At 67.7% G+C, this 26,745-nt stretch carries 27 protein-coding genes; 16 read left to right on the top strand and 11 right to left on the bottom strand.

Annotation, left to right across the window (positions count from 1 at the left end; genetic code table 11):
- Nucleotides 1–21: 21 nt before the first annotated feature.
- From OB895_RS08085 to OB895_RS08095, 3 genes are all read right to left on the bottom strand, one after another.
- Complete coding sequence (locus tag OB895_RS08085; RefSeq protein WP_079113912.1) at nt 22–1,467, bottom strand: MFS transporter; 1,446 nt, start codon at nt 1,465–1,467, stop codon at nt 22–24.
- A 329-nt stretch (nt 1,468–1,796) separates the two neighbouring features.
- Nucleotides 1,797–2,264, bottom strand: a complete 468-nt coding sequence (locus OB895_RS08090; protein WP_042538948.1) for a DIP1984 family protein — start codon at nt 2,262–2,264, stop codon at nt 1,797–1,799.
- Nucleotides 2,265–2,316: 52 nt separating this feature from the next.
- The gene (locus tag OB895_RS08095) at nt 2,317–2,625 is read right to left on the bottom strand and encodes a GNAT family N-acetyltransferase (RefSeq protein ID WP_042538946.1); all 309 of its coding nucleotides are present in this window, start codon (nt 2,623–2,625) and stop codon (nt 2,317–2,319) included.
- Nucleotides 2,626–2,954: 329 nt separating this feature from the next.
- Between OB895_RS08095 and OB895_RS08100 the strand changes: the two genes are divergently transcribed.
- The 3 genes from OB895_RS08100 to OB895_RS08110 are packed head-to-tail and all read left to right on the top strand — an operon-like array spanning nt 2,955 to nt 4,889.
- Nucleotides 2,955–3,659 (top strand): winged helix-turn-helix domain-containing protein, encoded by a 705-nt coding sequence (locus OB895_RS08100; RefSeq protein ID WP_042538945.1) that lies wholly within the window; start codon nt 2,955–2,957, stop codon nt 3,657–3,659.
- Nucleotides 3,660–3,694: 35 nt separating this feature from the next.
- The gene (locus OB895_RS08105) at nt 3,695–4,654 is read left to right on the top strand and encodes a DNA-3-methyladenine glycosylase family protein (protein ID WP_042538944.1); all 960 of its coding nucleotides are present in this window, start codon (nt 3,695–3,697) and stop codon (nt 4,652–4,654) included.
- A 37-nt stretch (nt 4,655–4,691) separates the two neighbouring features.
- Entirely contained in the window at nt 4,692–4,889 is a 198-nt protein-coding gene (locus OB895_RS08110; RefSeq protein WP_042538943.1) for a hypothetical protein, read from the top strand.
- A gap of 3 nt (nt 4,890–4,892) precedes the next feature.
- Here the strand turns inward: OB895_RS08110 and OB895_RS08115 are convergent, their stop codons facing one another.
- From OB895_RS08115 to OB895_RS08130, 4 genes are read right to left on the bottom strand one after another with little or no spacing between them, the layout of a single operon-like run.
- Entirely contained in the window at nt 4,893–5,648 is a 756-nt protein-coding gene (locus tag OB895_RS08115; protein ID WP_042538942.1) for an iron ABC transporter ATP-binding protein, read from the bottom strand.
- Complete coding sequence (locus OB895_RS08120) at nt 5,645–6,670, bottom strand: iron chelate uptake ABC transporter family permease subunit (RefSeq protein ID WP_042538940.1); 1,026 nt, start codon at nt 6,668–6,670, stop codon at nt 5,645–5,647. The genes OB895_RS08115 and OB895_RS08120 overlap by 4 nt, the downstream gene beginning before the upstream one ends.
- Nucleotides 6,663–7,652, bottom strand: coding sequence for an iron chelate uptake ABC transporter family permease subunit (locus OB895_RS08125; RefSeq protein WP_042538938.1), 990 nt, complete (start codon nt 7,650–7,652; stop codon nt 6,663–6,665). The genes OB895_RS08120 and OB895_RS08125 overlap by 8 nt, the downstream gene beginning before the upstream one ends.
- A 52-nt stretch (nt 7,653–7,704) precedes the next feature.
- Nucleotides 7,705–8,697 (bottom strand): siderophore ABC transporter substrate-binding protein, encoded by a 993-nt coding sequence (locus OB895_RS08130; RefSeq protein WP_079112297.1) that lies wholly within the window; start codon nt 8,695–8,697, stop codon nt 7,705–7,707.
- Between the two features lie 102 nt (nt 8,698–8,799).
- Here OB895_RS08130 and OB895_RS08135 point away from each other — a divergent pair, with 102 nt between their 5' ends.
- The 5 genes from OB895_RS08135 (at nt 8,800) to OB895_RS08155 (ending at nt 12,732) form a co-directional block, all read left to right on the top strand.
- On the top strand, nt 8,800–9,567 hold the full coding sequence (locus OB895_RS08135; protein ID WP_311879766.1) for a siderophore-interacting protein: 768 nt from the start codon (nt 8,800–8,802) through the stop codon (nt 9,565–9,567).
- Nucleotides 9,568–9,600: 33 nt separating this feature from the next.
- Nucleotides 9,601–10,005, top strand: a complete 405-nt coding sequence (locus tag OB895_RS08140) for a VOC family protein (protein WP_042538932.1) — start codon at nt 9,601–9,603, stop codon at nt 10,003–10,005.
- A 276-nt stretch (nt 10,006–10,281) separates the two neighbouring features.
- Nucleotides 10,282–11,451: an RtcB family protein gene (locus OB895_RS08145; RefSeq protein WP_079112295.1), complete on the top strand. Its 1,170-nt coding sequence runs from the start codon at nt 10,282–10,284 to the stop codon at nt 11,449–11,451.
- 157 nt (nt 11,452–11,608) lie between these two features.
- Entirely contained in the window at nt 11,609–11,899 is a 291-nt protein-coding gene (locus tag OB895_RS08150) for a hypothetical protein (protein ID WP_079113911.1), read from the top strand.
- A gap of 17 nt (nt 11,900–11,916) precedes the next feature.
- Complete coding sequence (locus tag OB895_RS08155; protein WP_079112294.1) at nt 11,917–12,732, top strand: acyl-CoA thioester hydrolase/BAAT C-terminal domain-containing protein; 816 nt, start codon at nt 11,917–11,919, stop codon at nt 12,730–12,732.
- A gap of 2 nt (nt 12,733–12,734) precedes the next feature.
- Here OB895_RS08155 and OB895_RS08160 read toward each other — a convergent pair whose 3' ends face one another.
- Both OB895_RS08160 and OB895_RS08165 read right to left on the bottom strand, forming a co-directional pair.
- Entirely contained in the window at nt 12,735–14,189 is a 1,455-nt protein-coding gene (locus OB895_RS08160; protein ID WP_056375663.1) for an MFS transporter, read from the bottom strand.
- A gap of 58 nt (nt 14,190–14,247) precedes the next feature.
- Entirely contained in the window at nt 14,248–15,591 is a 1,344-nt protein-coding gene (locus OB895_RS08165; RefSeq protein WP_079112293.1) for a M20/M25/M40 family metallo-hydrolase, read from the bottom strand.
- A gap of 98 nt (nt 15,592–15,689) precedes the next feature.
- Here OB895_RS08165 and OB895_RS08170 point away from each other — a divergent pair, with 98 nt between their 5' ends.
- The 4 genes from OB895_RS08170 to OB895_RS08185 all read left to right on the top strand — a co-directional run bounded on the left by OB895_RS08170 (nt 15,690) and on the right by OB895_RS08185 (nt 17,972).
- Nucleotides 15,690–16,700 (top strand): FUSC family protein, encoded by a 1,011-nt coding sequence (locus OB895_RS08170; protein ID WP_079112292.1) that lies wholly within the window; start codon nt 15,690–15,692, stop codon nt 16,698–16,700.
- A gap of 38 nt (nt 16,701–16,738) precedes the next feature.
- Nucleotides 16,739–17,137, top strand: coding sequence for a DUF1801 domain-containing protein (locus OB895_RS08175; protein ID WP_079112291.1), 399 nt, complete (start codon nt 16,739–16,741; stop codon nt 17,135–17,137).
- 62 nt (nt 17,138–17,199) lie between these two features.
- The gene (locus tag OB895_RS08180; RefSeq protein ID WP_042538922.1) at nt 17,200–17,466 is read left to right on the top strand and encodes a thioredoxin domain-containing protein; all 267 of its coding nucleotides are present in this window, start codon (nt 17,200–17,202) and stop codon (nt 17,464–17,466) included.
- 95 nt (nt 17,467–17,561) lie between these two features.
- Nucleotides 17,562–17,972, top strand: coding sequence for a VOC family protein (locus tag OB895_RS08185; RefSeq protein WP_042538920.1), 411 nt, complete (start codon nt 17,562–17,564; stop codon nt 17,970–17,972).
- Between the two features lie 112 nt (nt 17,973–18,084).
- Here OB895_RS08185 and thrC read toward each other — a convergent pair whose 3' ends face one another.
- A complete protein-coding gene (gene thrC / locus OB895_RS08190; protein WP_079112290.1) occupies nt 18,085–19,488 on the bottom strand; it encodes a threonine synthase in 1,404 nt (467 codons plus the stop codon).
- A gap of 176 nt (nt 19,489–19,664) precedes the next feature.
- Here thrC and OB895_RS08195 point away from each other — a divergent pair, with 176 nt between their 5' ends.
- From OB895_RS08195 to treZ, 4 genes are read left to right on the top strand one after another with little or no spacing between them, the layout of a single operon-like run.
- A complete protein-coding gene (locus tag OB895_RS08195) occupies nt 19,665–19,949 on the top strand; it encodes a hypothetical protein (protein ID WP_079112289.1) in 285 nt (94 codons plus the stop codon).
- Nucleotides 19,946–22,156 carry a glycogen debranching protein GlgX gene (gene glgX, locus OB895_RS08200; RefSeq protein ID WP_042538916.1) on the top strand — a complete coding sequence of 737 codons (2,211 nt, stop codon included), beginning with the start codon at nt 19,946–19,948 and terminating at the stop codon, nt 22,154–22,156. Before OB895_RS08195 ends, glgX begins: the two co-directional genes overlap by 4 nt.
- Complete coding sequence (gene treY, locus OB895_RS08205; RefSeq protein WP_311879770.1) at nt 22,153–24,501, top strand: malto-oligosyltrehalose synthase; 2,349 nt, start codon at nt 22,153–22,155, stop codon at nt 24,499–24,501. The genes glgX and treY overlap by 4 nt, the downstream gene beginning before the upstream one ends.
- A complete protein-coding gene (gene treZ, locus OB895_RS08210) occupies nt 24,498–26,255 on the top strand; it encodes a malto-oligosyltrehalose trehalohydrolase (protein WP_079112287.1) in 1,758 nt (585 codons plus the stop codon). The genes treY and treZ overlap by 4 nt, the downstream gene beginning before the upstream one ends.
- Before the next feature lie 6 nt (nt 26,256–26,261).
- Here the strand turns inward: treZ and OB895_RS08215 are convergent, their stop codons facing one another.
- A complete protein-coding gene (locus tag OB895_RS08215; protein ID WP_079112286.1) occupies nt 26,262–26,738 on the bottom strand; it encodes a GNAT family N-acetyltransferase in 477 nt (158 codons plus the stop codon).
- Between the last annotated feature and the right edge of the window lie 7 nt (nt 26,739–26,745).

Genomic DNA, 26,745 nt, shown 5'->3' on the forward strand with positions numbered 1-26,745 from the left:
GGAACGGATGCCGCGAGCGTCTCAGTGCGCGCCGACCGCGAACCCCGGCTGCGACGGCATCAGCTCGTCCTTCGAACCGCGCACCATGACGGCGGCGATCACGGCAGCGCCGACCATGAGGATCGACGCGACGATGAACACCCAGCCGTAGGCGTCGGTCAGCTGCGTCGGGGAGACCTCCGTCTGCGCATGCCCGCCCACGGACGCCGCGTACACGGCCGTGAACACGGACAGCCCGATCGATCCGCCGATCTGCATGGCCGAGTTGGCGACGGCCGATGCGATGCCCGCGTCATGCGGTGCGACTCCGGTGAGTGCCAGGTTCTGCAGCGGGATGAACACGAAGCCCATGCCGATGCCGAGGAGCAGAAGCGCCGGCGCGATCTGCACGATGTACGCCCCATCGGGGGTGATCCCGGAGAGGAGGAACAGACCGGCCGCCGCGACGAGCGGCCCGACGATCAGCATCGGCCGCGGCCCGATCACCGTGAGGAGCTTCGTCGCGATCGGGGCGATGATCATCGTCGCGATCGGCAGCGGCAGGGTCGCCGCTCCCGCCGGGAGCGCGCCCATGCCGAGCACGAACTGGAGGTGGAAGGTCAGGTAGAGCGTCGCGCCGATCATGATCGCCCCGGCCACGCCCTGGATGAGGAACGCTCCCCCTCGCACTCGATCGGCCACCACCCGCAGCGGGAGGAGCGGCTGCGACACACGACTCTCGACCCACACGAACACGCCGAGCAGCACGACCCCCAGAGCGAGGAACGTGATCGTCAGCGGATCGCCCCAGCCGTTCTCGGCGAGGCTGAAACCGTAGACGAGCGATCCGAGACCGAGAGTCACGGTGATCGCGCCCCAGACGTCGTACCGGTTGTCGCCCTCGGCCTTGCTCTCGGTGAGGAAGAGCGCTCCGCCGACGAGGCCGATCGCGACGAAGAACAGATTGACCAGCAGGCACCAGCGCCAATCGGTGAACTCGGTGAGGAATCCGCCCAGCAGCAAGCCGACCGCTGCGCCGGTTCCCGCGACGGTCCCGAACACGGCGAACGCCGTGTTGCGCTCGCGGCCCGAGGGGAAGGTCACGGTGAGCAGCGCGAGAGCCGCCGGTGCGAGAAGTGCGGCGAAGACGCCCTGCAGGCCGCGGGCGAGGATGAGCTCCCAGCCCGACTGTGCGAGGCCGCCGTAGAGGGATGCAGCGCCGAAGCCCACCATCCCGATCATGAAGACACGCTTGCGCCCGACGTAGTCGGCGATGCGACCACCGAGCAGGAGCAGTGCGCCGAAGGCCAGGGCGTAGGCCGTGACGACCCACTGACGCTGGCCGTCGGTCAAGCCGAGGGACGCCTGGGCCTGAGGCAGGGCGATGCTCACGATCGTGCCGTCGAGGACGACGATCAGCTGCGTGAGGGAGATGACGACGAGCGCCCACCACCGGGTCTGGGGGCGGGCGCGCAAGGACGATGACATGGAAGAACCTCCGGTGTCGGGGACGATGCCGGAGGTTTCGAGCCTCGGACCAGCGCGCTTCATGAGCGCCTGACCACCTCAGCCGACGGGGCTGAGCAGAGAAACCATATTACCCGAGATGAGGCAGTGGGATCGCGAGCGGAAGGTCCCCTGACCCACCCTCGTCACGATGATCGACACGTGGTGATGCGAGATGCGCGATGCGCGATCACATGTGCGGCGTGCGGGGCTGCGCGATGCGGATCCGGGCTGCCCTCCGCCCAACATGAGCCGGAATTGCCCCTCCGGCTGGGGGTGTGCCCGCCTCGTCGTGACTACCGACTTCCGCTCTACTCCTCCAGATCGTGGAGCCAGTTCGCCTGCTGGATCCGATTGTCGAGTTCGCGCAGCTCCTGCGCGACCGCATCCGCGCGCGAGCGCAGCTCGGCGACGGGAAGCGCGGAGATCTGACGCAGCTCCGACCGCATCTGACGCAGGAACTGGTCGTTCGCCCCGGATGCCGCCGCGGCGGCGTCCGCGAGCAGCGAGTGCTGCAGCCGGAGCACGTCGCGGGCGGCGAGGGCATCGGTCATGGTTCCGTCGGTACCCAGATCCAGACGCGAGTTCGTCGCGTTGATCCGCCTGATAAGGTCGCGGAGCAGCAGCAGATCGGCATCCGCCTGAACGAGAAGCGCGGCGGCATCCTCGGCGGGCTCCTCGCCCTCCTGGTACCTGGCGTTCGCGGTGATGCGCGCACGCAGCTGCTCTATGCGGCGCTGCAGGTCTGCGCGGGCGGTGAGTGCCTCTGCGAGTTTCATGACTTCATCCTGTCAGGGCGCCACCGTGTAACACAGCGTCACACGAGCTGCGTCAGCGAGAGCGCAGGAGAGCCGAGTGCTCCGGGTGCGCCTGGAACCAGTCGGAGACGTACCAGCACACCGCATCGACCTTGCGATCTCCGCGTTCCTCGATGTCGGCGACAGCGCCCTCGACGAGGACACCCGCATAGCCGTGGCCGCGGAAAGTGGGGATCGTGAAGGCTCTCGTCAGGGCGATCGTGTGTCCGTCGTCGCGGTAGTCGAGCACGCTCACGAGCTGCCCGTCTCTCATCAACGTGTACCGCGATGCGTCCTTCTCATCGGTGAGGAGGAAGCCTGCGGCGAGGGTCGAAGTGGTCATCTGTCCACGTTACGCCCGCCTCCGGCACGGTCGGCCGTTTTGACACGCCCGGACTTCTTCCGACATAATCCCCCCATGACTACCAACGCAAGCCCTTTGTCCGCCCAGGAGGCGAACAGGACTGCCGGGATGATGATGCCCGGTCGCGTTGGCATGTGTTGCCGAATGTGTCGCTGAACGAACAGCCACTCCGTCTGACCTGACTTCTCGCGATCTGCGAGGTATGGGTCATCGAGCATCCACCCTTTGCTCGCTCTTCCGGCTCGCCCGGTCATTCATGCAACGCATCAGAGCCTCTTCCCGGCTCACGTCCTGAGGACTTCATCATCATGTCGAACACCGCACTTCTCGAGCGTCCCGCCGCCACCGCCGCCGTCCGCACCGCCGCTCCGGCGCCCGCCGCAGCCCCGCTCGATGCAGATCTTCCCGCTGTCCGCTCGCCCCGCGGCTTCGCCCTCTATGTCGGCCTCGACGAGATCAAGGCCGCAGAAGCCGGAGTCAGCCTCCCGCTCCTCGTCGACGCGCTGCGTCGCACTCTCGCCGAGCTCGCTCCCGGCGCCGAGACGCACGCCACCGTCGCGCTCGCCCCGCACGGCTCGGGAGGTCGCGACCTCGACGTCGTGCGTCTCGCACTGCACGAGCCCGGTGCGATCGCCCGCACCAAGGCCGCCGCCGAGGAGGAGACCACCGACGAGGAGGGCGGCGTCGTCGTCGACATCTCGCGCAAGCGCGTCCTGATCGACGGAGAATCCGCAGCCTTCACCTACAAGGAGTTCGAGCTGCTGCAGTACCTCGTGCTCCGCGAAGGACGCACGATCGAGCGCAGCGAACTCGTCTCCGCACTGTGGCAGGCGCAGGACGACGAGACCCCCGGCGAGCGCACCATCGACGTGCATGTTCGGCGTCTGCGCGCGAAGCTCGGCCGCTACGAGGACATCGTCCGCACCGTGCGCGGCATCGGCTACCGCTTCGACCGTCACGCCGACGTCGTCATCCGCTACGGCCACGGCACACCCTCGCCCGACCGCTTCTGATCCGAGTGTCAGCCCCGCCACGTATCGTGGGGCGCATGACCCTGACCGCGGATGCCGGAGCCGCCGACGCGGCTTCTCAGAGCGCACCGCGGGAGACCGTGTATCGGCCGACCGCACCCGTCGATCTCCGCGCGACGGTCGGCATGCTGCGGCGAGGCCCCGGGGACCCCACCATGGTCTGCGACGGTCCGGTGATCTGGCGCACTCTCCGAACTCCGCTCGGCCCTGCGACGCTGGCGCTGCGCGCGCAGAGCGGAGAGATCAAGGCCACCGCGTGGGGCCGCGGAGCCGAGCACGCACTCGACACCGTGCCCGACCTGTGCGGCGCCCGAGACGACCCGTCGGGTTTCGATCCCTCGCTCCATCCCCTGATCTCCGAGGTGGCCCGCCGTGCGCCCGGCATCCGCCTGGCTCGCACCGGCGTCGTGTTCGACGCTCTCGCCTGCGCCATCATCGAGCAGAAGGTGACGGGTCTCGAGGCGTTCCGCGCCTGGAGGCTGCTCGTCACGAAGTTCGGCGAGCGCGCACCCGGTCCGACCCCGCGGCCGATGCACGCCGCCCCGACCGCAGAGCAATGGCGTCGCATCCCCTCGTGGGACTGGCATCGGGTCGCGGTGCAGCCGCCGCAGTCGAAGACCGTCGTGCGCGTCGCCGAGCGGGCGGAAAGCATCTCGCGCGCGCTTCTGGCCGCACCCGGCGGCGACGAGCGTGACCGCGTCCTGACGAGCTTCCCCGGCGTGGGTGTGTGGACCTCGGCCGAGACGCGCATCCGGGCGCTGGGCGATCCGGATGCGGTGAGCGTCGGCGACTACCACCTCGCACATCAGGTGGGATACGCCCTCACCGGCCACCGCACCGATGACGAAGGGATGCTCGACCTGCTCGCCCCCTGGGCGGGGCACCGGCAGCGCGTGATCCGTCTCATCTTCGCGAGCAGGGTGAGCGAGCCCCGACGAGGGCCACGGCTCTCTCCCGAAGATCACCGCACTCGCTGACCTCCCGTGGCGGGCGGATCGCCTTTAGGCTGAGCCCATGTCGCGCAACGCACTCCGCTTCTCCGTCACCGCAGGTCTTCTCATCGTCGGTGTCGTGATCGGCCTGATCTTCCAGAACGTCTGGCTCGGCATCCTGCTCGCCGCGATCGTCTGGCTGGGCTGGTTCATCGGCTACGAATCCCGCCGGGGCCGCAATGCCGGCGTCAACGACGAGGACCACGGCGTCGAGCTCTGAGCGTCAGTAGTAGACGGCGAGAGGACCGGAGGGCCCCTCGACCACCTGCACGGACGTGTCGAACACGCGGGTGAGCACCTCACCGGTCATGATCGCGGAGGGAGGGCCGAACTCCACCACCTCACCGTCTTTCATGGCACAGATATGGTCGGCGTAATGACCTGCGAAGTTGATGTCGTGCAGGACGATGACGATCGTGCGCCCGAGCTCTTCGGCCGCACGACGCAGGTGCTTCATCATCTGCACGGCATGCTTCATGTCGAGGTTGTTGAGCGGCTCGTCGAGCAGCACGAACTCGGTGTCCTGCGCCAGCACCATCGCGACGTAGGCTCGCTGCCGCTGGCCTCCGGAGAGCTCGTCGAGGTAGCGCCCTTCCAGGTCGCCGAGGTCGAGGAAGTCGATCGCCCTGCTGATGATCTCCTCGTCAGCGCGGGTCAAGCGGCCCTGCGAGTGCGGGAAGCGCCCGAAACCGACGAGCTGGCGCACGGTGAGCCGCGTGACGAAGTGGTTCTCCTGGCGGAGCACCGAGACGATCTTGGCGAGGTCCTTCGACTTCGTGGTCGCGACGTCGTATCCGGCGATCTCGATCGCCCCGGCGTCCATGCCGCCGAGCCGACCGATCATCGTCAGCAGCGTCGACTTGCCCGCTCCGTTGGGACCGATCAGCGCCGTGATGCCCCCGGCGGGGATCCGGAGATCAACGGGGCCGATCGCGACCTGGTCGCTGTAGTCGCGGCGGACGCCCTCGAGTGTGATCACAGCCTGCCCTTTCTGAGGATGACGATGAGGAAGACGGTTCCGCCGACGAGCTCGATGAGGATAGAGACCATCCCCTGCGCGTAGAAGACGTTCTTCATGACGAAATAGGCCCCGGCGAGGATCGTGAAGGCCGTGAGCACGGCCACCGGGAAGATGAGTCGATGATCGTACGTGTCGGCGAACTGGTACGCGAGGGTCGCGACGAGGAATCCGAGGAACGTCATCGGACCGACCAGCGCGGTCGATGTCGCCATCAGCACGGCGACCAGGAAGAGCACCATGAAGAGCTCGCGCTTGTGGTCGAGGCCGAGCGAACGCGACACGTCGGGTCCGAGCGCGAGCAGGTTCAGCCTCCGGGACCTCATCCAGAGCAGCGCCGAGGCCGCGATGCACAGCGGAATGGCGAGCGGCAGGTACGACGCGTCGGCGTTCGAGACGTTGCCGAACAATCGCGCCGCGAGCACATCGAACTCACTGGGCGTGAGCAGCCGCTGCATGAAGGTCGAGATCGCTCCGAGACCGCCGCCGATGATGATCCCGATGAGCAGCATGATCTGCAGGTTGCCGTAGCGCCCGGACAGCAGCCATCCGTAGAGCGCCATCGCAAGCCCCACCATGATGACGACCTGCAGGCCGAACTGCCAGACGCCCTGGATCGCCACGAGACCGGCGACGCCGAACAGATACACCGTGGTGGTCTGCACGACGCGATACAGCGATTCGAATCCCATGATCGACGGCGTGATGATGCGGTTGTTGGTGACCGTCTGGAAGCTCACGGTGGCGATCGCCTGCGCCACCGCGACCACGGCCATCACGGTCACGTTCGTCACGCGCAGCTTCGCGATGCGCCAGAATCCGGGTGATCCGATCGGCATCGGGTTCTCCCACGCGAGCAGAGCGAAGGCGAAGGCCACGGAGAGGGCGACGAGGATGCCGAGCACGATGACATATCGCCGTCGTGCGCGCGGAGTCGTGAAGGATCCGGAGGTGCGGGTGCCGGCCGCGATCGCCTCAGCCACGACGACGCTGCCTCAGCAGGAGCAGGATGAAGACGATCGCGCCGACGATGCCGAGGATCAGCGACACCGGCACCTCGAACGGCATGATGATCGTCCGTCCGATGATGTCGCAGACGGTGACGATCGCGATGCCGAGCAGGCAGACCCACGGCAGGTTGCTGCGCAGATCGTCGCCGCGGACCATCGAGACGATGTTCGGCACGATCAGCCCGAGGAAGGGAAGGTTGCCGACGATGACCGTGACCACGCCCGTGGTGACGGCGATGAGCACTGTTCCGAGCAGGATCACCCGGTTGTAGTCGACCCCGACGTTCGTCGCGATCTCCTCCCCCAGCCCGGCGATCGTGAGACGGTCGGCGACGACGAACACGACGACTCCGACGATCGCCACGATCCAGAGCATCTCGTACTGCCCTCGGAGCACCGATGTGAAGCTGCCCGCGAACCAGACGCCGATGGCCTGCAGCGAGTCGGTCACGAGTGCGAAGTAGGTCGACACCGATCCGACGACGGCACCCAGCATGATGCCGACGATCGGGACGATGAGAGACGACTTCAGCGAGACGCGGCGCAGGAAGGCGAAGAACACCATGGTGCCGATGAAGGCCGCGATGATGGCGCCTGCCATCCTCAGCGGGATCGAGGGGTTCGGCACGAGCACCATGACCGTCAGCAGACCGAGGCCCGCCCATTCGGTGGTGCCGGTGGTGGTCGGCTCGACGAAGCGGTTCTGAGTGAGGAGCTGCATCACCAGCCCCGCCATCGCCATGGCGGCGCCCGCGAGGACGAGGGCTACCGTGCGCGGGACCCGGGTGATCTGGAACATCTCGGCACCGTCGGCGGCTCCCGCGATGTCGTAGACGCCTGTGAACAGGGACACGACGAGAAGTGCGAGGACGACGAGGATGCCGACGAGGAGCTTGACGTCGAAGAGCCGCCCGGCAGACCGGGGCGGCTCGGTGGAGAACGCGGTGCGAGACATCGTGAGTCGCCGGCCGGCGGCATCCGCCCTCGAGCGGATGCCGCCGAGCGGACTACTTCTGGGCGGCCTCGAGGGCGTCGGCGAGGTCGTTCAGGAACGTCGTGTACGTCTGGATGCCCTCGTTGAGGTAGGTGTCGGTGGGCATGTAGACGATCTGCTCGTCAGCGACTGCCGTGACGCCGGCGAGCGCCTCGGAGCTCTCGAGGATCTCGGATGCCTGCACGTAGTCGGGGGTCTCTGCGGCGAACACGGCGTCGCGGTCGAGCACGAGAAGCCAGTCGGGGTTCGAGGCGGCGATCGCCTCGACCGAGATGTCGTCGCCCTGATGGTCGTCCGAGGCATCGGCGACCTCGAGCGCCGGGGTCAGGCCGAGGATGTCGTAGATCGGTCCGAGCGAGCGGCCCACGGTCGGTGCCAGATACCCGATCTCGCCGCCCGAGGTGTTCACGGCCATGACGGTGTCGGCGTCGTCGTAGGCGGCCTTCGCCCGCTCCACCGCCGCGTCGAAATCGTCGACCAGTGACTGCGCCTCGTCCTGCTTGCCGAAGATCTCGCCGAGCACGGTCACCTGTCGCTTGAGCTCGTCGTCGAAGGGCTCGCCCTCGCGAGGCTCGAGATCGATGATCGTCGCCTCAGGCACGAGTTCGGCGATGGCCTCGTTGTGCTGCGTGAAGCGCTGTCCGCTGATGATGAGGTCGGGTTCGACGGCGACGATCGCCTCGAGGTCGGGCTCGCTGTGCAGGCCGATGTCGACGATCGAGTCGTCGTCGAGGTACGACACCGTGTCGGGCATGAGCGCGACCGCACCGGCCGAGAGCTCGACTCCCCAGTCGGAGAGCGTCTGGAACGTGCGGTTGTCCAGTGCGACCACGGATGCGGGAGGCGTGGCGATCTCGTGCGATCCGGTGTTGTCCTCGATCGTGACCGAGTCGGCGGCCGGGGCGGTCTCGGCCGGCTCGGCTTCGGCTCCGGAGGCGCAGCCCGCGAGGGCGAGAAGGCCGACGAGACCGACGCTCGTGGCGCTGAGGATTCTGGGCATGGACATGGAGAGACTCCTGTTCTGCGGTGGTGAGTGCGCGCGGGCGGCGCGGGACAGGCGGAGTTAGGCTCCCCTAACTCCGCCTCCAAGATAGGTTAGCCTTACTTTATGAGCGATACGAAATCCGGCTTCTCCATCGAGCGCCGAGGCCTCGATCTGCGCTTCCGCACCGTCACGCTGAGCGCCCGGGAATGGCTGGCATCCGACTTCGTGCGTGTGCGCCTCACGGGCGGCGACCTCGAGGGCTTCGACTCCCCGGGCTCCGACGACCACATGCGTCTGTTCTTCCCCTCCGGCCCGGTGGGATCGGTCGAGGAGATGCGGGCTGCACCGAGTCGTGAGTACACACCTCTGGCCTGGGGCGCGGACTGGTTGGACGTCGAGTTCGCCGTGCACGGCGATTCGGGTGTCGCAGCCCCCTGGGCGGCGACTGCTGCTCTCGGGTCATCGATCGGCGTCGGCGGGCCCCGCGGGTCGGCGGTGCTGAACGGCACCCCCGGCTCCTGGCTGCTCGCCGGAGATGAGACGGCCATCCCCGCCATCCGACGCTTCGCGGCGCTCATCCCCGCCGGCGTCGCCGCTCGAATCGTGGTCGAGACGGTCTCGGCCGGGCGTGAGATCGACATCGAAGCCCCTGTCGACATCGAATGGCTGCATCGCGGCGATGCTCCCTCTGGCTCCGCGCTCGTCTCGTTCCTCGACGACCTGGCGGTGGAAGATGCGATCGGCGACGACCCGTTCGTGTTCATCGCGGCCGAACAGTCGATCGTCAAACCGGGACGCGCGTTGCTGGACCGCTGGGGCATCGACTCCGCGAACGCCGTGGTCAAGGGCTACTGGAAGCGCGGCGAAGCCGAGTACCACGCGCCGCACTAGTGCCGCGCGTGCCTCGACTGGAAGACTGGACGCATGGCACTTCTGGATCATCTGGGCATCACCGTCGACGACCTCGAACGGGGCAGAGCCCAGTTCCACCCCGTGCTCATGGCGCTCGGCTACGTGAGCGGCGGCGAAGACGACCATTCCATCTCATGGAACAACGGCGACGAGACAGAGATCATCCTGTACGCATGGGATGAGGACTCCGGCCCTCACCGCCACGGCCGGGTCGGCTGGCAGCACATCGCGTTCGCCATGCCCTCGCGCGATGAGGTGGATCGCCTGCATGCAGTGGCGCTCGATGCCGGATGGACGGCCGTCCGAGACCCGAAGGAGTACCCGCGGTACACCGACCGCTACTACGCCTCCTTCGTCGAGGATGCCGACGGCATCCGCGTCGAGTTCATGCACAACCCCCCGCGCGATTCCGCTTGACTCCCGGGCGTGTCGCGCCCTAGTGTGGCAAAGCTGTGCCGATCGCGCACAGCATTCACGCCGAGGAGACGACGGATGACCGCCCTGCGGACCTTCCCCTTCGCCGCGGTCTTGCCGCTTCAGCAGAAGCGCAATGACCGCTACGAGTCGTACCCTCCGGCGCGCGCCGTGTGACAGCATCCGCTGTTCCCATGCCCCGCACCGTCAGGTTCGGGGCATTTCTGTTTCTCACGAGACTCCCGACCTGTGGCTGAACATCACACAAGGAAAGGAATCATGGAGAGGCTCTCCACACGGCTGCTCTCGTGGGCGTCGATGATCGATGAGAAGACACTCGATCAGGCGCACACCACCGCGCGCATGCCGTTCATCCACCCGCACCTGGCTCTGATGCCCGATGCGCACCTCGGCAAGGGAGCGACGGTCGGCTCGGTCATCCCGACGCTCGGCGCGATCATCCCCGCCGCAGTCGGTGTCGACATCGGCTGCGGCATGATCGCGGTTCGCACCCAGTTCACGAAGGGTGACCTCGCCGGTCGCGATCTCGCCGAGCTGCGCGAGCAGATCGAGCGCGCGATCCCGCTGTCGGCGGGGCGCTACAACAACAAGATCGTCGCGAGTGCCGAACCGCGCATCGCAGAGCTCGAGACGCTCGCTGAGCAGAGCGAGTTCGACCCTGAGAAGTACGCCAGGAACTGGCGACTGCAGCTCGGAACGCTCGGCTCCGGCAACCACTTCATCGAGGTGTCGGTGGACGAGCTCGACCGCGTGTGGCTCTTCCTGCACTCGGGTTCTCGAGGCGTCGGCAACCGGATCGCCGGTCACCACATCGCCGTCGCGCAGCGGCTGGCGAAGCAGTGGTGGATCGAGCTGCCCGACCCCGACCTCGCGTACCTCGTCGAAGGCACTCCCGAGTTCACCCGGTACATCCGCGAGCTGCGGTGGGCCCAGCACTTCGCGCTGCTCAACCGCGAGGAGATGATGGATCGGGTCGCACGGCAGGTGTCGGAGTTTCTCGGAACCCCCGTCGAGGAGCAGGAGCGCATCAACTGCCACCACAACTTCACCGAGTCGGAGAAGCACTACGGCAAGAGGGTGTGGGTGTCGAGAAAGGGTGCGATCCAGGCGGATGCCGGTCGTCCGGGACTCATCCCGGGCTCGATGGGAACGGCGTCGTACGTGGTCGAAGGGCTCGGTGACCCGCAGTCGCTGAACTCGTCACCGCACGGCGCCGGCCGGGAGTACTCGCGGTCGGCGGCTCGGCGCACCTTCTCTCACGAGCAGCTGCGTGAGGCGATGGAGGGGATCGAGTTCCGCGACACGAGCGCCTTCATCGATGAGATCCCGCAGGCGTACAAGCCGATCGATCAGGTGATGACGGATGCCGCGAGCCTGGTCGAGATCAGGCACACGCTGCGTCAGCTCGTCAACGTCAAGGGCGACTGAGCACGGGGGTGGGCGAGTGATGAGGATTCCCCGCCCACCCCTCCTGCACGACCACCCTGCGACTAGCAGTTCCTCCCACTGCTCGGGATGACGGTATACAGCGACCTCCATTCCGCTGCTCGGCGTGGAACGATGCGAGGATGACATGGTGCACCTCATGACCGACGCGCAGATCTGGACCATGATCGGGTGTTTCACCGCGCTCATGTTCGGCATGCTGACCGTCGTCTCCACACTGTTCATCCGGGTCGTCCGCACCGAGATCGGTGGCCTCCGCAACGAGATGAACGCCCAGATCGGGGGTCTCCGCGGCGAGATGAACGCCCAGATCGGCGGACTCCGCGGCGAGATGAACGCCCGCTTCGACACCGTGAACACGCGCATCGACGGACTCGACCGCGACATGCAGGCCGTGGTCAAGCGCTCGTTCGGGCTCGACCGCGACTGACATCGGCCCGCCACCTCATGCCTTCGTCCATCGCCTCGGATGACGTCTACGACGCATTCCCCGAGCGACCGTGCGGCACAGCCGTGCTGCTGCTCGCGGGTTCGAGTGGGCGCCTCGAGTCCGCTCGCGCCGATCTGCTCGGCCATCGGGGCACTCGGGTGCGAGCGATCCGCTGGTTCGGCGGCATCGGCCAGCGACCGGCGCCCCATGAGGTGCCGATCGAGATGTTCATCGATCAGATCGAGCTGCTGCGACGAGATCACGATCGCGTGGCGATCTTCGGAACGTCGTTCGGCGCCGAGGCGGCCCTCGTCACCGCCTCCACCGTCGAGATCGACGCGACGATCGCCGTCTCCCCGTCGTCCGTCGTCTGGTCCGGGCTGGCGGAGGGCCGCTGGTCCTCGCACTGGACTCTGGGCGGTTCTCCGCTGCCGGCGGTCGAGTTCGATCCGGCATGGACGCCGATGAGCGATCCGCCGGAGTACCTCTCGCTGTACTCGACGAGCCTGACCCTCGACCCGGCACTCACTGCGGCGGCGACGATTCCTGTCGAGCGGATCTCCGGCGACCTGCTGCTGATCGCCGGAGGCGACGACCGCGTCTGGCCGAGCACCGCGTTCACGACGGCGATCTCACAGCGCCGACATGCCCATGGCAGAAGCACGACGATCGTCCAGCATCCGGATGCAGGGCATCGTCTGCTCCTGCCCGGCGAGGCCGCCGCGGCCGGCGGCATGCACATGGCTCGGGGCGGCACACCGCGCGCGGATGCAGCGCTCGGCGCGCAGGCCTGGCCTCAGATCTCGCGGGTCCTCGGCCTCGATCCGGGCTGACGTCAGGCGATCGGAGTGGCGACGGCCTCGGCATCCGTCCGGTCGGTGAAAGCCTCTTTGGGAACGAAGACGAGGATCGCGGCGGCGACGAGCGCCGTCACGCCGCAGACCACCCAGACCGTGACGTAGCCGGCGAATGAGCCTGCGGTGCCCTCGACCGCTCCGCTCACTCCGTTGAGCAGTGCGATCCCGAAGATGCACGAGGCGATCGCTCCGCCGACCGTCTTGACCGAGTTGGTGAGCCCCGTCGCGACACCGGTCTGCGTCGCGGGCGCCGCCGACGCAGCCGCCGCGGGGAGAGCCGCCACGAGAGCGCCGGAGCCGAGTCCGACGATGACCATGTTGGTCACCACCTGCACATAGGAGTCATGGAAAGGCAGGAACAGCAGGAACCCGATGCCGACGAGCAGAGACGCGCCCATGAGAGTGATCCGCGGGCTCACCAGTCGAGCGACGAGCGGGAACAGCAGTGCGCCTGCGATCATCGCGATCAGATACAGCCCGATGATCAGCGACGTCGCGAAACCCGTCGTTCCGAGCCCATAACCGTAGACACCCGGATCGGTGCGCGCGAACGTCGACAGCGGCGCCTGGGCCCCGAGCACGCTCACTCCGAACAGGCCGGCGGTGAGGAACACAGGCCCGAGGGCCGGTGAGCGGAACATGCGCACGTCGATGAGAGGGTCATCGCAGCGCAGCTCCCAGAGCACGAACGGGATGACCAGCAGGAGGCCGAGCACGACCACCGCCCATGACCAGGGGTTGACGAGTCCGCCCTCGAGACGGAGCAGGCTCAGCCCGCCGGTGAAGCAGATCAGGGCGAGCGAGATCAGCACGACGCCGACCGTGTCGAACACGCCGCCGGTCGGATCGGGCGACTCCTTCACCCCGAACAGGATCACGAAGAAGCAGACGACGATCAGCACCGCGGGAATGAGGAGCACGACCGTCAGCGGGAGGACATCGATCAGCGCACCGCCGACGAGAGCACCGATGATCGCGCCGCCTTCGAGCGCCGCCACCAGCAGCCCTGCCGCTTTCGCCGTGATCGAGGAGCGTCCCTCCATCCGGCGTGAGCGCGACCAGATGAGCGCGATCTCGAGCGGCAGCCAGACGACGTAGAAGCCCATGAGCGTCCAGCCGATCAGGAACACGGGGAACGAGTCCGTGAACGGCAGCACGAGTGCCGCGGCGGCGGTCAGCGCCGTCGAGATCAGCAGCATCCGCTTGTGCCCGACCATGTCGCCGAGCTTCGCGAACGCCGGCACGACGAGAGCCGAGAGCATGAGCTGCGTGCCCTCGAGCCAGTTCACGTCGGCGTCGTGGATTCCCAGATGCCGCGCGATGTCGGTGAGCATGGGCGTGTAATAGCCCTGCAGCACGCCGCTGGTGAACTCGACGAAGGCGAGGAAGCCGACGACGGTGGCGAGGGTTCCCAGAGTGCGGGTGCGCGTCATCGCGGCTCCTCGGTGAAAGGGCTGACTCGGGCGCCGAGACGCCCTCGAAGGGGTGAGATCACCCTAGCCGCTCGAGGAGAGCCCGATGGAACCGCTCCCCCCGCTCGAGCGCAGCGATCTCGACGTTCTCATCGACGCCATGGATCGACGCCCGCTGCGCGTTCGACATGTCGAGCGGTGCGAAGCGGTAGACGGCCGGCGCGAAACGATGGAAGTGGCGGGAGTCCGTCGCCGCCATCATCACGTACGGCACGGCGGGGACCCCGGGGTGCGAGACCGCGAGCGCGTCGGCGAGCACCGCGAACTGGGCGTTGTCGGTCGCAGATTCGGGTGATGGTTCGCTCGCCTCCTCGACGCGGACCGTGATCAGCGGATCCCGGATGCGCCGACGCACCCGCAGCACGGTCTGCTGCGTCGTCTCGCCCAGAGCGATGCGCAGATTCACGGTCGCCGACGCCTGCGAGGGGAGGACGTTCGCCGCCGTGCCACCCGACTGCATCGTCGGGGCCACGGTCGTGCGCACGAGAGCGGCGGGCTCACCGCCGAGCGCGGCGAACAGCTGACCGGTCAGCAGCGGCGCGGATCCGAGCAGGCGCAGCAGATGTCGCGCCGGACCGGGCGTCTGAGCGCCGAGCTGCGACAGCATCCGCCCGATCGCCTTCGAGGGCCGTGGTCGGAACGTCCGCGGCCCGAGCCGATCGACGGCTCTCGCCACCCTCCGGACGGCGGTCAGAGAAGGAGGCGCCGACGCGTGGCCGCCCTCGCCGCGCGCCGAGAGGGTCAGGGTCATCACACCCTTCTCCCCGACGCCGATCATCGCCGCTCGTCCCGGTACGAAAGGCAGCGGGGCGTCGACGACCGCGCCGCCTTCGTCGACCACGAGCCACGGGATGATGCCGCGCTCGCGCAGCACCCGCGCGATCTCCTCGGCCGCTCGACCGAAGGTCTCTTCATTGCCTCCGAATGAGAGGTAGACGTCTCGCGCGGGGACGAACCCGTCGGCGAGCAGATTCTCGACCGCCTCGAGCACGACGATCAGCGGACCCTTGTCGTCGAGAGCCCCGCGCCCGTAGACCACCCCGTCGGCGATCACGCCCTCGAACGGGGGGTGCGTCCATGCATCGCTCTCATCCACCGGGACGACGTCGTAATGCGCCATCAGCACGACCGGCCCGTCGGCCTCAGCCTCTCTGCCCGACCAGCGGAAGAGCAGCCCGAAATCGGTATGCCGCTCGAGTGCGAGGTGCTCGTGAACGAGCGGGTAGAGGTCGGCGATCAACGCGACGAACGCCTCGAACGGCTCGGATCCGCGTTCCTCCAGCTCCGCCGACACGGTCGGCAGCCGGATCATCTGCGAGAGGCGTTCGGCGATTCCGGGGCGAGGTTCTGTCACGTCGGCCATCGTAGCGCCGGGCTCGTTGCCTCCCACCGGCACTCCGGACGCACCGGAAGGGCTCAGCCGCGTCCCGCGGGTCCTCGGCACCGCGAGACAATAGAAGGATGAGCCTGTTCGCCCTGGCACCCAAGCGCGGTCCGCGCTGGCACCTCGCCACCCAGGCAGCGCTGGGCATCGCGGTGCCGATCGCCGTCATGACCATGATCGGTCAGCCCTCGCTCGGCTACATCGCGGCATCGGGCGCATTCACGGTCCTCTTCGCCGGCACCGCTCCTGTGGTCGAACGGGCGAGGATCCTGCCCTTCGTCGCCGCGGGCCTGATCGCCAGCGCCGCACTCGGAGTCGCTGCCTCCGCGAGCGCCTGGCTCGTGAGCATCGGCGTCGTGGTGGTCGCGGTCGTCAGCGCGGCTCTGGCGTTCGGCTTCCGGCTCGGTCCTCCGGGGCCCCTCTTCTTCGTGCTGGTCTTCGGCCTCTCGGCTCATGTGATCGTCAGTTCACCGATCGCACCGATGGTCTACATCGCCGCGCTCGCGGCGGGATGCGTGTTCTCCTATCTGGTCGCGATGGCGCCGCTTCTGCTCCCCCGTGCGCGTTCGGTCTCGGCCAGGCCGCTGCGTGAGCTGCTGCCGGGGCCCGCGTTCACGGCCGATTCACGCATGCTGCTGATCCGGGTCGCGATCGTCGCGATCATCGGCGTGCTGCTCGGGCTGGTGATCGACCCGACGCGCACGTACTGGATCGTCGGATCGGCCGTCGCCGTGATCGGCGTGGCAGCCGCCCGCCGCGCCGCCGTGCAGCGCGGACTGCACCGCATGCTCGGGACCGTCGTCGGCGCAGGGGTCTACGCGCTTCTCTCCCTGCTGCATCCGTCGGGTCTCTGGCTGGCGCTGCTTCTCGGCGCCCTGCAGTTCACGATCGAGCTCGTCGTGGTGCGCCACTACGCTCTCGCGCTCGTCTTCATCACGCCGCTCGTGCTGCTGCTGACAGGTGCGGCGACCGGCGAGATCGGTTCGATGGACGTCGCGTGGGAACGTATCGTCGACACCCTCGTCGGGGCTGCGCTCGGTGCGCTCTCCGGTCTGCTGCATCCTCGGTCTACGACGACTCGCATCTGATCCTCGACGGCGGCCTCCGCACGGGCCATACTCGCACCATGACCCGCGCGCCAGAGATCGACGACTACCACCGGAGACTCACCCCCGAAGATCGCGAGATCTGCGAGCGCCTCGCCGACGAGATCGACCGGGGGCTTCCCGAGGCGTCCGCCAAGGTGTGGCACGCGCACCCCGTCTGGTTCCTCGACGGCAATCCGATCGTGGGATACGACCGGTTGAAGGATGCCGTGCGACTGATGTTCTGGAGTGGCCAGTCGTTCGCCGAGCCCGGACTTGTCGCGTCCGGATCGTTCGAGGCGGCCGAGGCGAGGTTCGTCGACGTCTCGGAGATCGACACCGACCGTCTCGCCGTCTGGCTGTCGGAGTCACGGGTCGTGCAGTGGGACTACGAGCACATCCGCACGAATCGGGGTCTCGTCAAGCGCACCGAGTTCTGACCTCGATCCGGGAACACGACGAGCCGGCGCCGGGTTGCACATCGAGAGCCGAGAGGAGAGCGATGGAACTCACGCTGGTCACATCCGCGTTCTGCGGCGCCTGCTCTCGAACCCGTGCGGTCGTGGCTGATGCGGTGCGCTACCTTCCCGATGCGACCGTCACCGAGATCGACGTCGCATCGGAGCCGGATGCGGCGGAGGCGCTCGACATCCGGTTCACCCCCACGGTCATCATCCGCGATGCCGCGGGTGCGGAGGTCTTCCGGGCAGAAGGCGTGCCGACCGTGCCTCAGGTGCTGACCGCGGCAGTGAAGGCGCTCCCCGACTGAGCGACGACGCCGCTCTTGCGGATGTCCGACCCCCGGCGCAGAATGAGCCGCAGCGGGGCCGACGAGGGCCCTGCCTGACAGAGCTGGGGGCAGTCATGGCGACACTCAATCCGTATCTCTCGTTCCGCACCGAAGCGAGACAGGCGATGGAGTTCTATCAGGGCATCCTCGGCGGGGACCTCGAGATCACCGTGTTCGGCGAGTTCCCCGACATGGTGCAGAACCCCGATCAGAACGACCTCGTGATGCACGCGCAGCTCACGACGCCCGACGGCCTGGTGCTGATGGCGTCGGACACCCCCGACGGCATCCCCTTCGAGCCGCCGCAGGGGTTCTCGGTCTCCCTGAGCGGCAATACGCAGGAGAAGACGCAGCAGGTCTGGGATGCGCTGTCCGACGGCGCGGCGATCACGATGCCGCTCGACGCCGCGCCGTGGGGCGGCAGTTTCGGGATGCTCGTCGATCGATTCGGGATCCCCTGGATGCTGCACGGCGACCCCGAGTGAGTCGCACGCTGCCGATCCGCTGACTGCGAAGACCCCCTCCTGCGGGCGTCCGCAGGAGGGGGTCTCCGTGATGTCAGGTCGCCCGGGTCGCCACGGGGCGGCTCGACTCAGCTCAGCTCAGGGCCTTCGCTTCGATGAACGCACGGAGCTCCTGCTCATCGTCTGCCATCTCGGTCCGGTGCTGCGGAGCATCGAGCATGGCGCGCAGCTCCGAGGAGTACTCGAGCTCGACGCCGATCGCCTCGCGGATCGTCTCGGCGAACTTCTGCGGCTTCGCGGTCTCGAGCACGAGCATCGGCACACCCGATTCGAGATTCTCGCGGGCGACCTTGACCCCGTCTGCGGTGTGAGGGTCGATGATGTCGCCCGTCGCCTCGTAGACCGCCTTGATGGTCGCGAGTCGGTCGGCGTGGGTCGAGGTGCCGCTGACGATGCCGAACTCGTCGACGAAACGAGCCAGGTCGGCGGTGAAATCGAAGAAGCCCTGGGTGTCGAGATCCTGCCAGGCCTTGACCACGCGTGCGGCATCGCGCCCGACGAGCTCGAAGATGAAGCGCTCGAGATTCGAGGCCTTCGAGATGTCCATCGACGGGCTCGAGGTGGCGAGCGTCTGCGCCGCGCTGCGGGGCCGGTAGACACCGGTGCGGAAGAACTCGTCGAGCACGTTGTTCTCATTGGCGGCGAGCACGAGCCGACGGATCGGGAGGCCCATCTGCTTCGCGAAGAACCCCGAGAGGATGTTGCCGAAGTTCCCCGACGGCACGGTGAACGAGACCTCGGTCCAGCCGCCGGCATCCGTCGCGCGCAGCCATGCCCAGAAGTAGTAGACGACCTGAGCGGTGATGCGGGCGAGGTTGATCGAGTTGACGGCACCGAGGTGCTGGGCCCGCTTGAAGTCGAGATCGCCGGCGAGCGACTTGACGAGGTTCTGGCAGTCGTCGAACACGCCGTCGACCACGATGTTGTGGATGTTCTCGTCGGCGAGCGAGAACATCTGCGCACGCTGGAATGCGCTCATGCGTCCCTTCGGAGACAGCATGAAGACCGAGATGCGGTCCTTGCCGCGCAGCGCGTGCTCGGCAGCCGATCCCGTGTCTCCGGAGGTCGCGCCGAGGATGTTCAGGACGGAGCCCTTGCGCTCGAGCGCGTACTCGACGACCTGGCCGAGGAACTGCATGGCCATGTCCTTGAACGCCAGCGTCGGGCCCTCGGAGAGACCCACCAGCGTGAGGTCGTCATCGATGGAGCGCAGCGGCACGACCTCTTCGGGGAACTGGTCGTATGCCGCCGCGGTCATGCGCGCGAGATCGGCACGGGGGATGTCCGTCGCGAACAACGCGAGCACCTCGGTCGCGAGCTGCGGGTAGGTCAGCGCCCGCCAGCGCTCGAGAGTCTCACCGTCGACCGTCGGCATGGTCTCGGGCACGGCGAGCCCGCCGTCTGTCGCGAGCCCTTCGAGCAGGGTCTCGCAGTACGGCAGCGGCTGCATGCCGCCTCGGGTGGAGATGTACTGCACGGGAGCTCCTCGGTTCGGATCGGCACGGGGCTTCCATTCTCGCAGGTGGCCGCGGGGTGGTTGCACGGCCACCACGCGTACTCACGACATAGCGCGTTCGTCGCGCGGAGGCAATGGTATTTCCCTGTGAGCTCGGATCTCTTAGCGTGGACCCCATCAACAGAACAGGAGCCCTCATGACTGCGAAGACCCATACCGCGCATGACCACAAGCCCGCCGACGGCCAGGCTCCCACGACAGCCTCCACGCCGGCCGAGCCCCTCTACGAACGTGTCGACCTCGATCGGTACGTCGTGCTCCACGAAGGTCCCGTCGGATACGTCGAGCACGTGCACCCGGTCTTCGTCTGCTACGTTGGCCACCCCTATCATCACGCCGACGAGATCGCTCAGGTGTATGACTTCCACGACGCTGTGCGGACTGTTCTGCACCGCGCCGTCTCGATGCGGCGCGCTCAGTGAGCCGCGAGATCTGGCCCGGTTCCCCCTACCCGCTCGGTGCGACCTTCGATGGCCAGGGCGCGAACTTCGCCCTGTTCAGCGAAGGCGCCGAGAAGGTCGAGCTGTGCCTGTTCGATGACGACGGCAACGAAGAGCGGATCGCGCTCGAAGAGGTCGACGCGTACGTGTGGCACGGGTATCTGCCCTCGGTTCAGCCGGGGCAGCTGTACGGATACCGCGTGCACGGCACCTACGACCCCGCCCAGGGAAAGCGATTCAACCCGAACAAGCTCCTTCTCGACCCCTACGCGAAGTCGGTCGCAGGTCGTGTGGAGTGGGGACAGCCGCTGTTCGGCTACGACTTCGGCGACCCCGACTCCCGCAACGACGAGGACTCCGGCGCGACGATGGTGAAGGGCGTGGTCGTGAACCCGTTCTTCGAATGGGCGGGCGACCGCCTTCCGAAGATCCCCTACGCGCAGACCGTGATCTACGAGGCGCACGTCAAGGGACTCACGCAGCTGCACCCCGATGTCCCCGAGGAGCTGCGCGGCACATATGCGGCGATCGGTCACCCGTCGGTCATCGCGCATCTCGTGCACCTCGGAGTCACCGCGATCGAGCTGATGCCGGTGCACCAGTTCATCTACGACTCGACGCTCGAAGAGAAGGGCCTCACGAACTACTGGGGCTACAACACCCTCGCGTTCTTCGCGCCGCACAACGACTACTCCTCCAGCGGGCAGCACGGTCAGCAGGTGCAGGAGTTCAAGGCCATGGTGCGCGCGCTCCATGCAGCGGGCATCGAGGTCATCCTCGACGTGGTCTACAACCACACCGCCGAGGGAAACCACATGGGGCCGATGCTCTCGATGCGGGGCATCGACAACGAGGCGTACTACCGCCTCGAAGAGGACCGCCGCTATTACACCGACTACACCGGCACAGGGAACAGCCTCAACGCGGGCAACCCGCATGCGCTGCAGCTGATCATGGACTCGCTGCGGTACTGGGTGACCGAGATGCACGTCGACGGCTTCCGCTTCGATCTCGCCTCGACCCTCGCGCGCGAGTTCTACGACGTCGATCGACTCGCGGCCTTCTTCGAGCTCGTCCAGCAGGATCCGATCGTCTCGCAGGTGAAGCTCATCGCCGAGCCGTGGGACGTCGGTCCAGGCGGATATCAGGTCGGCAACTTCCCCCCGCAGTGGACGGAGTGGAACGGCAAGTACCGCGACACGGTGCGCGACTTCTGGCGTGGCGAGCCTCAGGCGCTCGGCGAGTTCGCCTCCCGCCTCACCGGGTCGGCCGACCTCTACGAGCACTCCGGTCGCCGCCCTGTGGCGTCGATCAACTTCGTGACCGCGCACGACGGCTTCACGCTGCGCGACCTCGTGTCGTACAACGAGAAGCACAACGACGCGAACGGCGAGGACAACAACGACGGAGAGTCCCACAACCGCTCCGACAACCACGGCGCGGAGGGTCCTACCGAGGACGAGGGGATCAACCGCATACGTGCTCGTCAGCAGCGCAACTTCCTGGCGACGCTGCTGCTGTCGCAGGGAGTGCCGATGATCGCGCACGGCGACGAGCTCGGCCGCACCCAGGACGGCAACAACAACGGCTACGCACAGGACAACGAGCTCACCTGGGTCGACTGGGAATCGGCCGACCTGCCGCTCGTGGAGTTCACCGCAGCGGTGGCCAGGCTTCGCCGCGACCACCCGACGTTCCGACGCAGCCGCTTCTTCGACGGGCGTCCGGTGCGGTCGGACGACGGCGAGCGCGTGCCCGACGTCGTCTGGCTGCGTCCGGATGGCCGCCGCATGGAACCGGAGGACTGGGATTCCGGATTCGGTCTCGCGATCGGAGTCTTCCTCAACGGTCAGGGCATCCGCGAGAAGGACCGACGTGGTCGCCCCGTCACCGATCAGAACTTCCTCGTCTACTTCAACAGCGGCACGGATGCCGTCGAGCTCGCGCTGCCCGATGAGCGGCACGGCCATGCGTGGGAGGTCATGATCGACACCGCGGGCGAGCGAGCCGACGGCGGATCACTGGATCCGGGTGCGTCAGTCCCGCTCGAGGCCCACTCGCTCCTCGTGCTGCGCGACGTCGACCGGACGGTGGTGTCGACGGACAATTCGGTCGAAGCGTCGCTGCGCATTCAGACGGAGCAGGCCGAGGCCCCGGCGCCGGCCCCCACCCCGGAGCTGCCTCGATGACGTATCGCCCGCTCTCGACCTACCGTCTGCAGATCCGCTCAGGCTTCACCCTCGACGATGCGGCGTCGGTCACGACGTATCTGGCCGATCTCGGGGCGTCGTGGGCCTACCTGTCACCGCTCCTGGCCGCCGTGCCCGGGTCGGACCACGGCTACGACGTCGTCGATCACTCCCGAGTGGATGACGACCGCGGCGGCCCCGCCGGCCTGAAGCGGTTCGCCGCCGCCGCGCGAGCAGCCGGACTCGGCATCCTCGTCGACATCGTGCCGAACCACGTCGGCGTGGCGATCCCCCGCGCCAACGTCTGGTGGTGGGATCTGCTGAGACTCGGACGCACGTCACGTCACGCGGTGGCGTTCGACATCGACCGGCGGCTGTCGGAGGGGCGGGTGCGTCTGCCGATCCTGGGTTCGTCGCTCTCAGAGGTCCTCGAGTCCGGTGACATCGTGGTCGACACCACTCCCGCCGACGACGCCCCCGACGGAACGCTGTCGTACTTCGACCACGTGCTGCCGTTGGCGCCGGGCTCCGGTGAGTTCGCGGAAGACCTGCCGAGGCTCCTGGAGGCCCAGCACTACGAGCTGCGGTTCTGGGAAGACCAGAACACCGACCTCGACTACCGCCGCTTCTTCGCCGTGTCGGAGCTCGCCGGCATCCGCGTCGAGATCCCCGATGTCTTCGACGAGTCGCATGTCGAGATCGCACGGTGGATCACCGACGGTCTGGCCGACGGCCTGCGGGTCGACCACCCCGACGGACTGACAGACCCCGGCGGCTACCTCGAGCGACTCGCGGACATCACCGGCGGCGCATACACGGTCGTCGAGAAGATCCTCGAGCCCGGCGAGCAGCTGCCCTCGTGGTGGCGCACCGACGGCACGACCGGATACGACGCGATGGGCGAGATCGACCGCGTCCTGATCGACGGCGACGGAGTCGCAGCGCTCGACCGACTCGACGCGCGGCTGCGCACGGAGACCGGTCTGCCCGCAGCGGAGCCCTGGCACGACCTGATCCACACGACCAAGCGGATGATCGCCGACGAGCTGCTGCAGTCCGAGGTGCGCCGCCTGGTGCGGGCGCTGCCGTTCGGTGTGGTCGGCGCCGAGGATGCGCTGGCCGAGATCGTCGCCGGCTTCCCCGTCTACAGGGCGTATCTGCCGGCGGGGCGCGAGCACCTGCAGCACGCGATCGACGACGCCTCCGGACGACGACCCGACCTCGCGGCATCGATCGCCGAGCTGACGCCCCTGCTGCTCGACACGACTCTCGAGGTGTCGGAGCGCTTTCCGCAGGTGACGGGCGCCGTCATGGCGAAGGGCGTCGAGGACACCGCGTTCTACCGCCACACCCGCCTCGGGACCCTGACGGAGGTCGGCGGCGATCCGTCGATCACCTCCGTCTCGGTTGACGGGTTCCATGACGCGCAGCGAGCGCGACTGGCGTCGTGGCCGCACTCTCTCACCGCACTGTCGACCCACGACACGAAGCGATCCGAAGACGTCCGCGCACGCCTCTCGGTGCTCGCAGAGGTTCCGGATCGATGGGCTGAGGTCCTGACCGATCTTCGGGCCGTCGCGTCGACCGGACACGGCCCCCTCGATTCTCTGCTCTGGCAGGCGGCGGTGGGAGCCTGGCCGATCTCATCGGAGCGACTGCTCGCGTACGGCCTGAAGGCGGCGCGCGAAGCCGCGGAGTCGACCGGATGGCAGCATCCCGACCTCGAGTTCGAGAAGGGCATCGAATCGATCGCGAACGCGGCGAACGGAGACGCCCGCGCGATCCTCGAGGGGTTCGTGGCCGAGATCGTCGATCACGGCCGGGTGAACTCGCTGTCCGCCAAGCTTCTGCAGCTCGCAGCCCCCGGTGTGCCGGACGTCTATCAGGGCACCGAACTGTGGGATCACTCCCTCGTCGACCCCGACAACCGGCGGCCTGTGGACTTCGCCGAACGATCGGCGATGCTCCGGCGACTTGATGAGGACGTCGCCCGCGGCGTCCTCCCCCCTGTCGACGACTCGGGTCTCGCGAAGATGCTCGTCACCTCTCGCGCGCTGCGTCTGCGCAGAGACAACCGCGAGCTGTTCTACCGGTATCGCCCCGGTGGCGTCGCCGGGGAGGCATCGGATCATGCGGTCGCCATGGACCGGGGCGGCGTGCTCGCCGTCGCGACGCGTCTGCCCGCAGGACTCGCCCGTCGAGGCGGCTGGGGCGACACCGTGCTGCTGCGCCGGGAGCTGCCCGCGACCGACTCGATCACGGGGCGTCGGTTCGACCGTGGGCCGATCCGTCTCGCCGACCTTCTCGACACCTATCCGGTGGCGCTCCTGGTGGATGAGCGATGATCTCGGTCTGGGCTCCGCGCGTCGACAGGGTGCAGCTGCGGCGTCTCACCCCCGCCTGCACGACGATCTCGGAGCACGATCTCGACCCGGCGGATGACGGGTCCGGGTGGTGGCGCACGGATGTGGCGATGGCCGAGGGCGAGCGCTACGGCTTTCTGCTCGGCGACAGCACCGAGCTGCGCCCCGACCCTCGGTCGCGCCGACAGCCTCGGGGCGTGCACGGGCCCTCGGCCCTGTTCGACCCCGCCCGCTTCGAGTGGACCGACACCGGCTGGAGCGGACGGCCGCTCGACGGCGGTGTGATCTACGAGCTGCACGTCGGCACGTTCACGCCCGAGGGGACACTCGACTCGCTCGCCGGGCATCTCGATCACCTCGTCGAGCTCGGCATCACCCATGTCGAGCTTCTTCCGGTCAACGCGTTCAGCGGTGAGTGGAACTGGGGATACGACGGCGTGCTCTGGTACGCCGTGCACGAGGGGTACGGGGGCCCGGCCGCGTATCAGCGGTTCGTCGATTCCGCTCATGCACGCGGCATCGCGGTGATCCAGGACGTGGTCTACAACCACCTCGGCCCGAGCGGCAACTATCTGCCCGAGTTCGGCCCCTACCTGCGCGAAGGCGAGCACACCGCGTGGGGCGACTCGGTGAACCTCGATGAACCGGCCGTGCGCGAGTACATCATCGAGAACGCCCTGATGTGGCTGCGTGACTTCCACGTCGACGGTCTGCGTCTCGACGCCGTGCACGCCCTGCACGACGACAGCACACCGCATCTCCTGCATGAGCTGTCCGAGCGCGTGGATGCACTGTCGCGCGAGGTCGATCGCCCCCTGAGCCTGATCGCCGAGTCCGATCTCAACGACCCCGTCATGGTCCTCCCCCGCGAGGCCGGCGGATACGGTCTCACCGCTCAGTGGTCGGATGACTGGCATCACGCAGTGCACGTCGCGCTCACCGGCGAGACCGACGGGTACTACGCCGATTTCGCGGCACCGGATGCTGTCGCGAAGGTCACGCAGGACGGGTTCTTCCACGACGGCACGTATTCGTCGTTCCGCGGACGAGCGCACGGCACCCCGCTGCCGCCGAGCGTTCCCGCCTGGCGTCTGGTCACGTTCGCGCAGGATCATGACCAGATCGGCAACCGCGCGGCCGGAGACCGGCTGACGGCATCGCTGTCATCCGACCGGCTCGCCGTCGCCGCGGTGCTGACGTTGACAGCGCCGGGAACCCCGATGCTGTTCATGGGCGAGGAATGGGGAGCATCGACTCCCTGGCAGTTCTTCACGTCTCACAAGGAACCCGAGCTCGCCCGGGCCACGGCGGAGGGGCGGATCGCCGAGTTCGCGCAGATGGGATGGGACCCGGCCGCTGTGCCCGACCCCCAGGACCCTGCGACCTTCGAGCGGTCGCGGCTGGACTGGAGTGAGCTCGAATCGCCGCACCATGCTCGGATGCTCGATCTGTATCGACGTCTGATCGCGCTGCGACATGAGGTGCCTGAACTGACCGACCCCGAGATGTCGCACAACGTCGTCTCGGTCTCTCATCTCGAGGGCGCACCAGAGCACCGGGCCTACCGCATCGAGCGGGGTGAGCTCGCGGTGCTCGTGAACCTCACCACGGAGGAGGTGGAGTTCGGCCTCGGCCCCGACTCGCGGATCCTGCTGGAGACGGCACCTGGCCGGATGGCGGCACGGACCATCGCGCTGCCGCCCGAGTCAGCGGCGATCGTCGCGCCGCCGCGCTGAACCGTCTCAGGCGCCGAGCACCTTCTCGAAGCACAGTGAGAGATCGCTGCCGACGTAGTGCCCGAACAGCGGAATCGGCACATACCCTTCGCGCTGGTAGAAGCGCACGGCATCCGGCTGAGCGGTGCCGGTCTCGAGCACCAGGGACCGGATGCCGAGCTGTCGCGCCTCGGTCTCGAGGGCGCGGAGCAGGGCGACGGCCGCCCCTGTTCCGCGCGCGGACGGCGCCGCATACATCCGTTTGATCTCTGCGACATCCGATCCGAGGACCTCCGGATGCAGGGGTCTGAGACCGCCGCACACGACGGCGTGACCGCCACCGTCCCTCGCCACGAGGAAGATCGGCACATCGTCGGCCGAGGGGATGACGCCCGGCTCGTGGTCATCGCTGCCGTACCGCGCGTCCAGCTCTCTGCGTTGAGCGGCTCTGAGCCGCTCTGCGTCCGGATGCGACCACGCCACTCGCTCGACCGTCACGTCCATGTCGTCC

The sequence above is a fragment of the Microbacterium forte genome (genome assembly GCF_031885415.1).
GTDB lineage: Bacteria > Actinomycetota > Actinomycetes > Actinomycetales > Microbacteriaceae > Microbacterium > Microbacterium forte.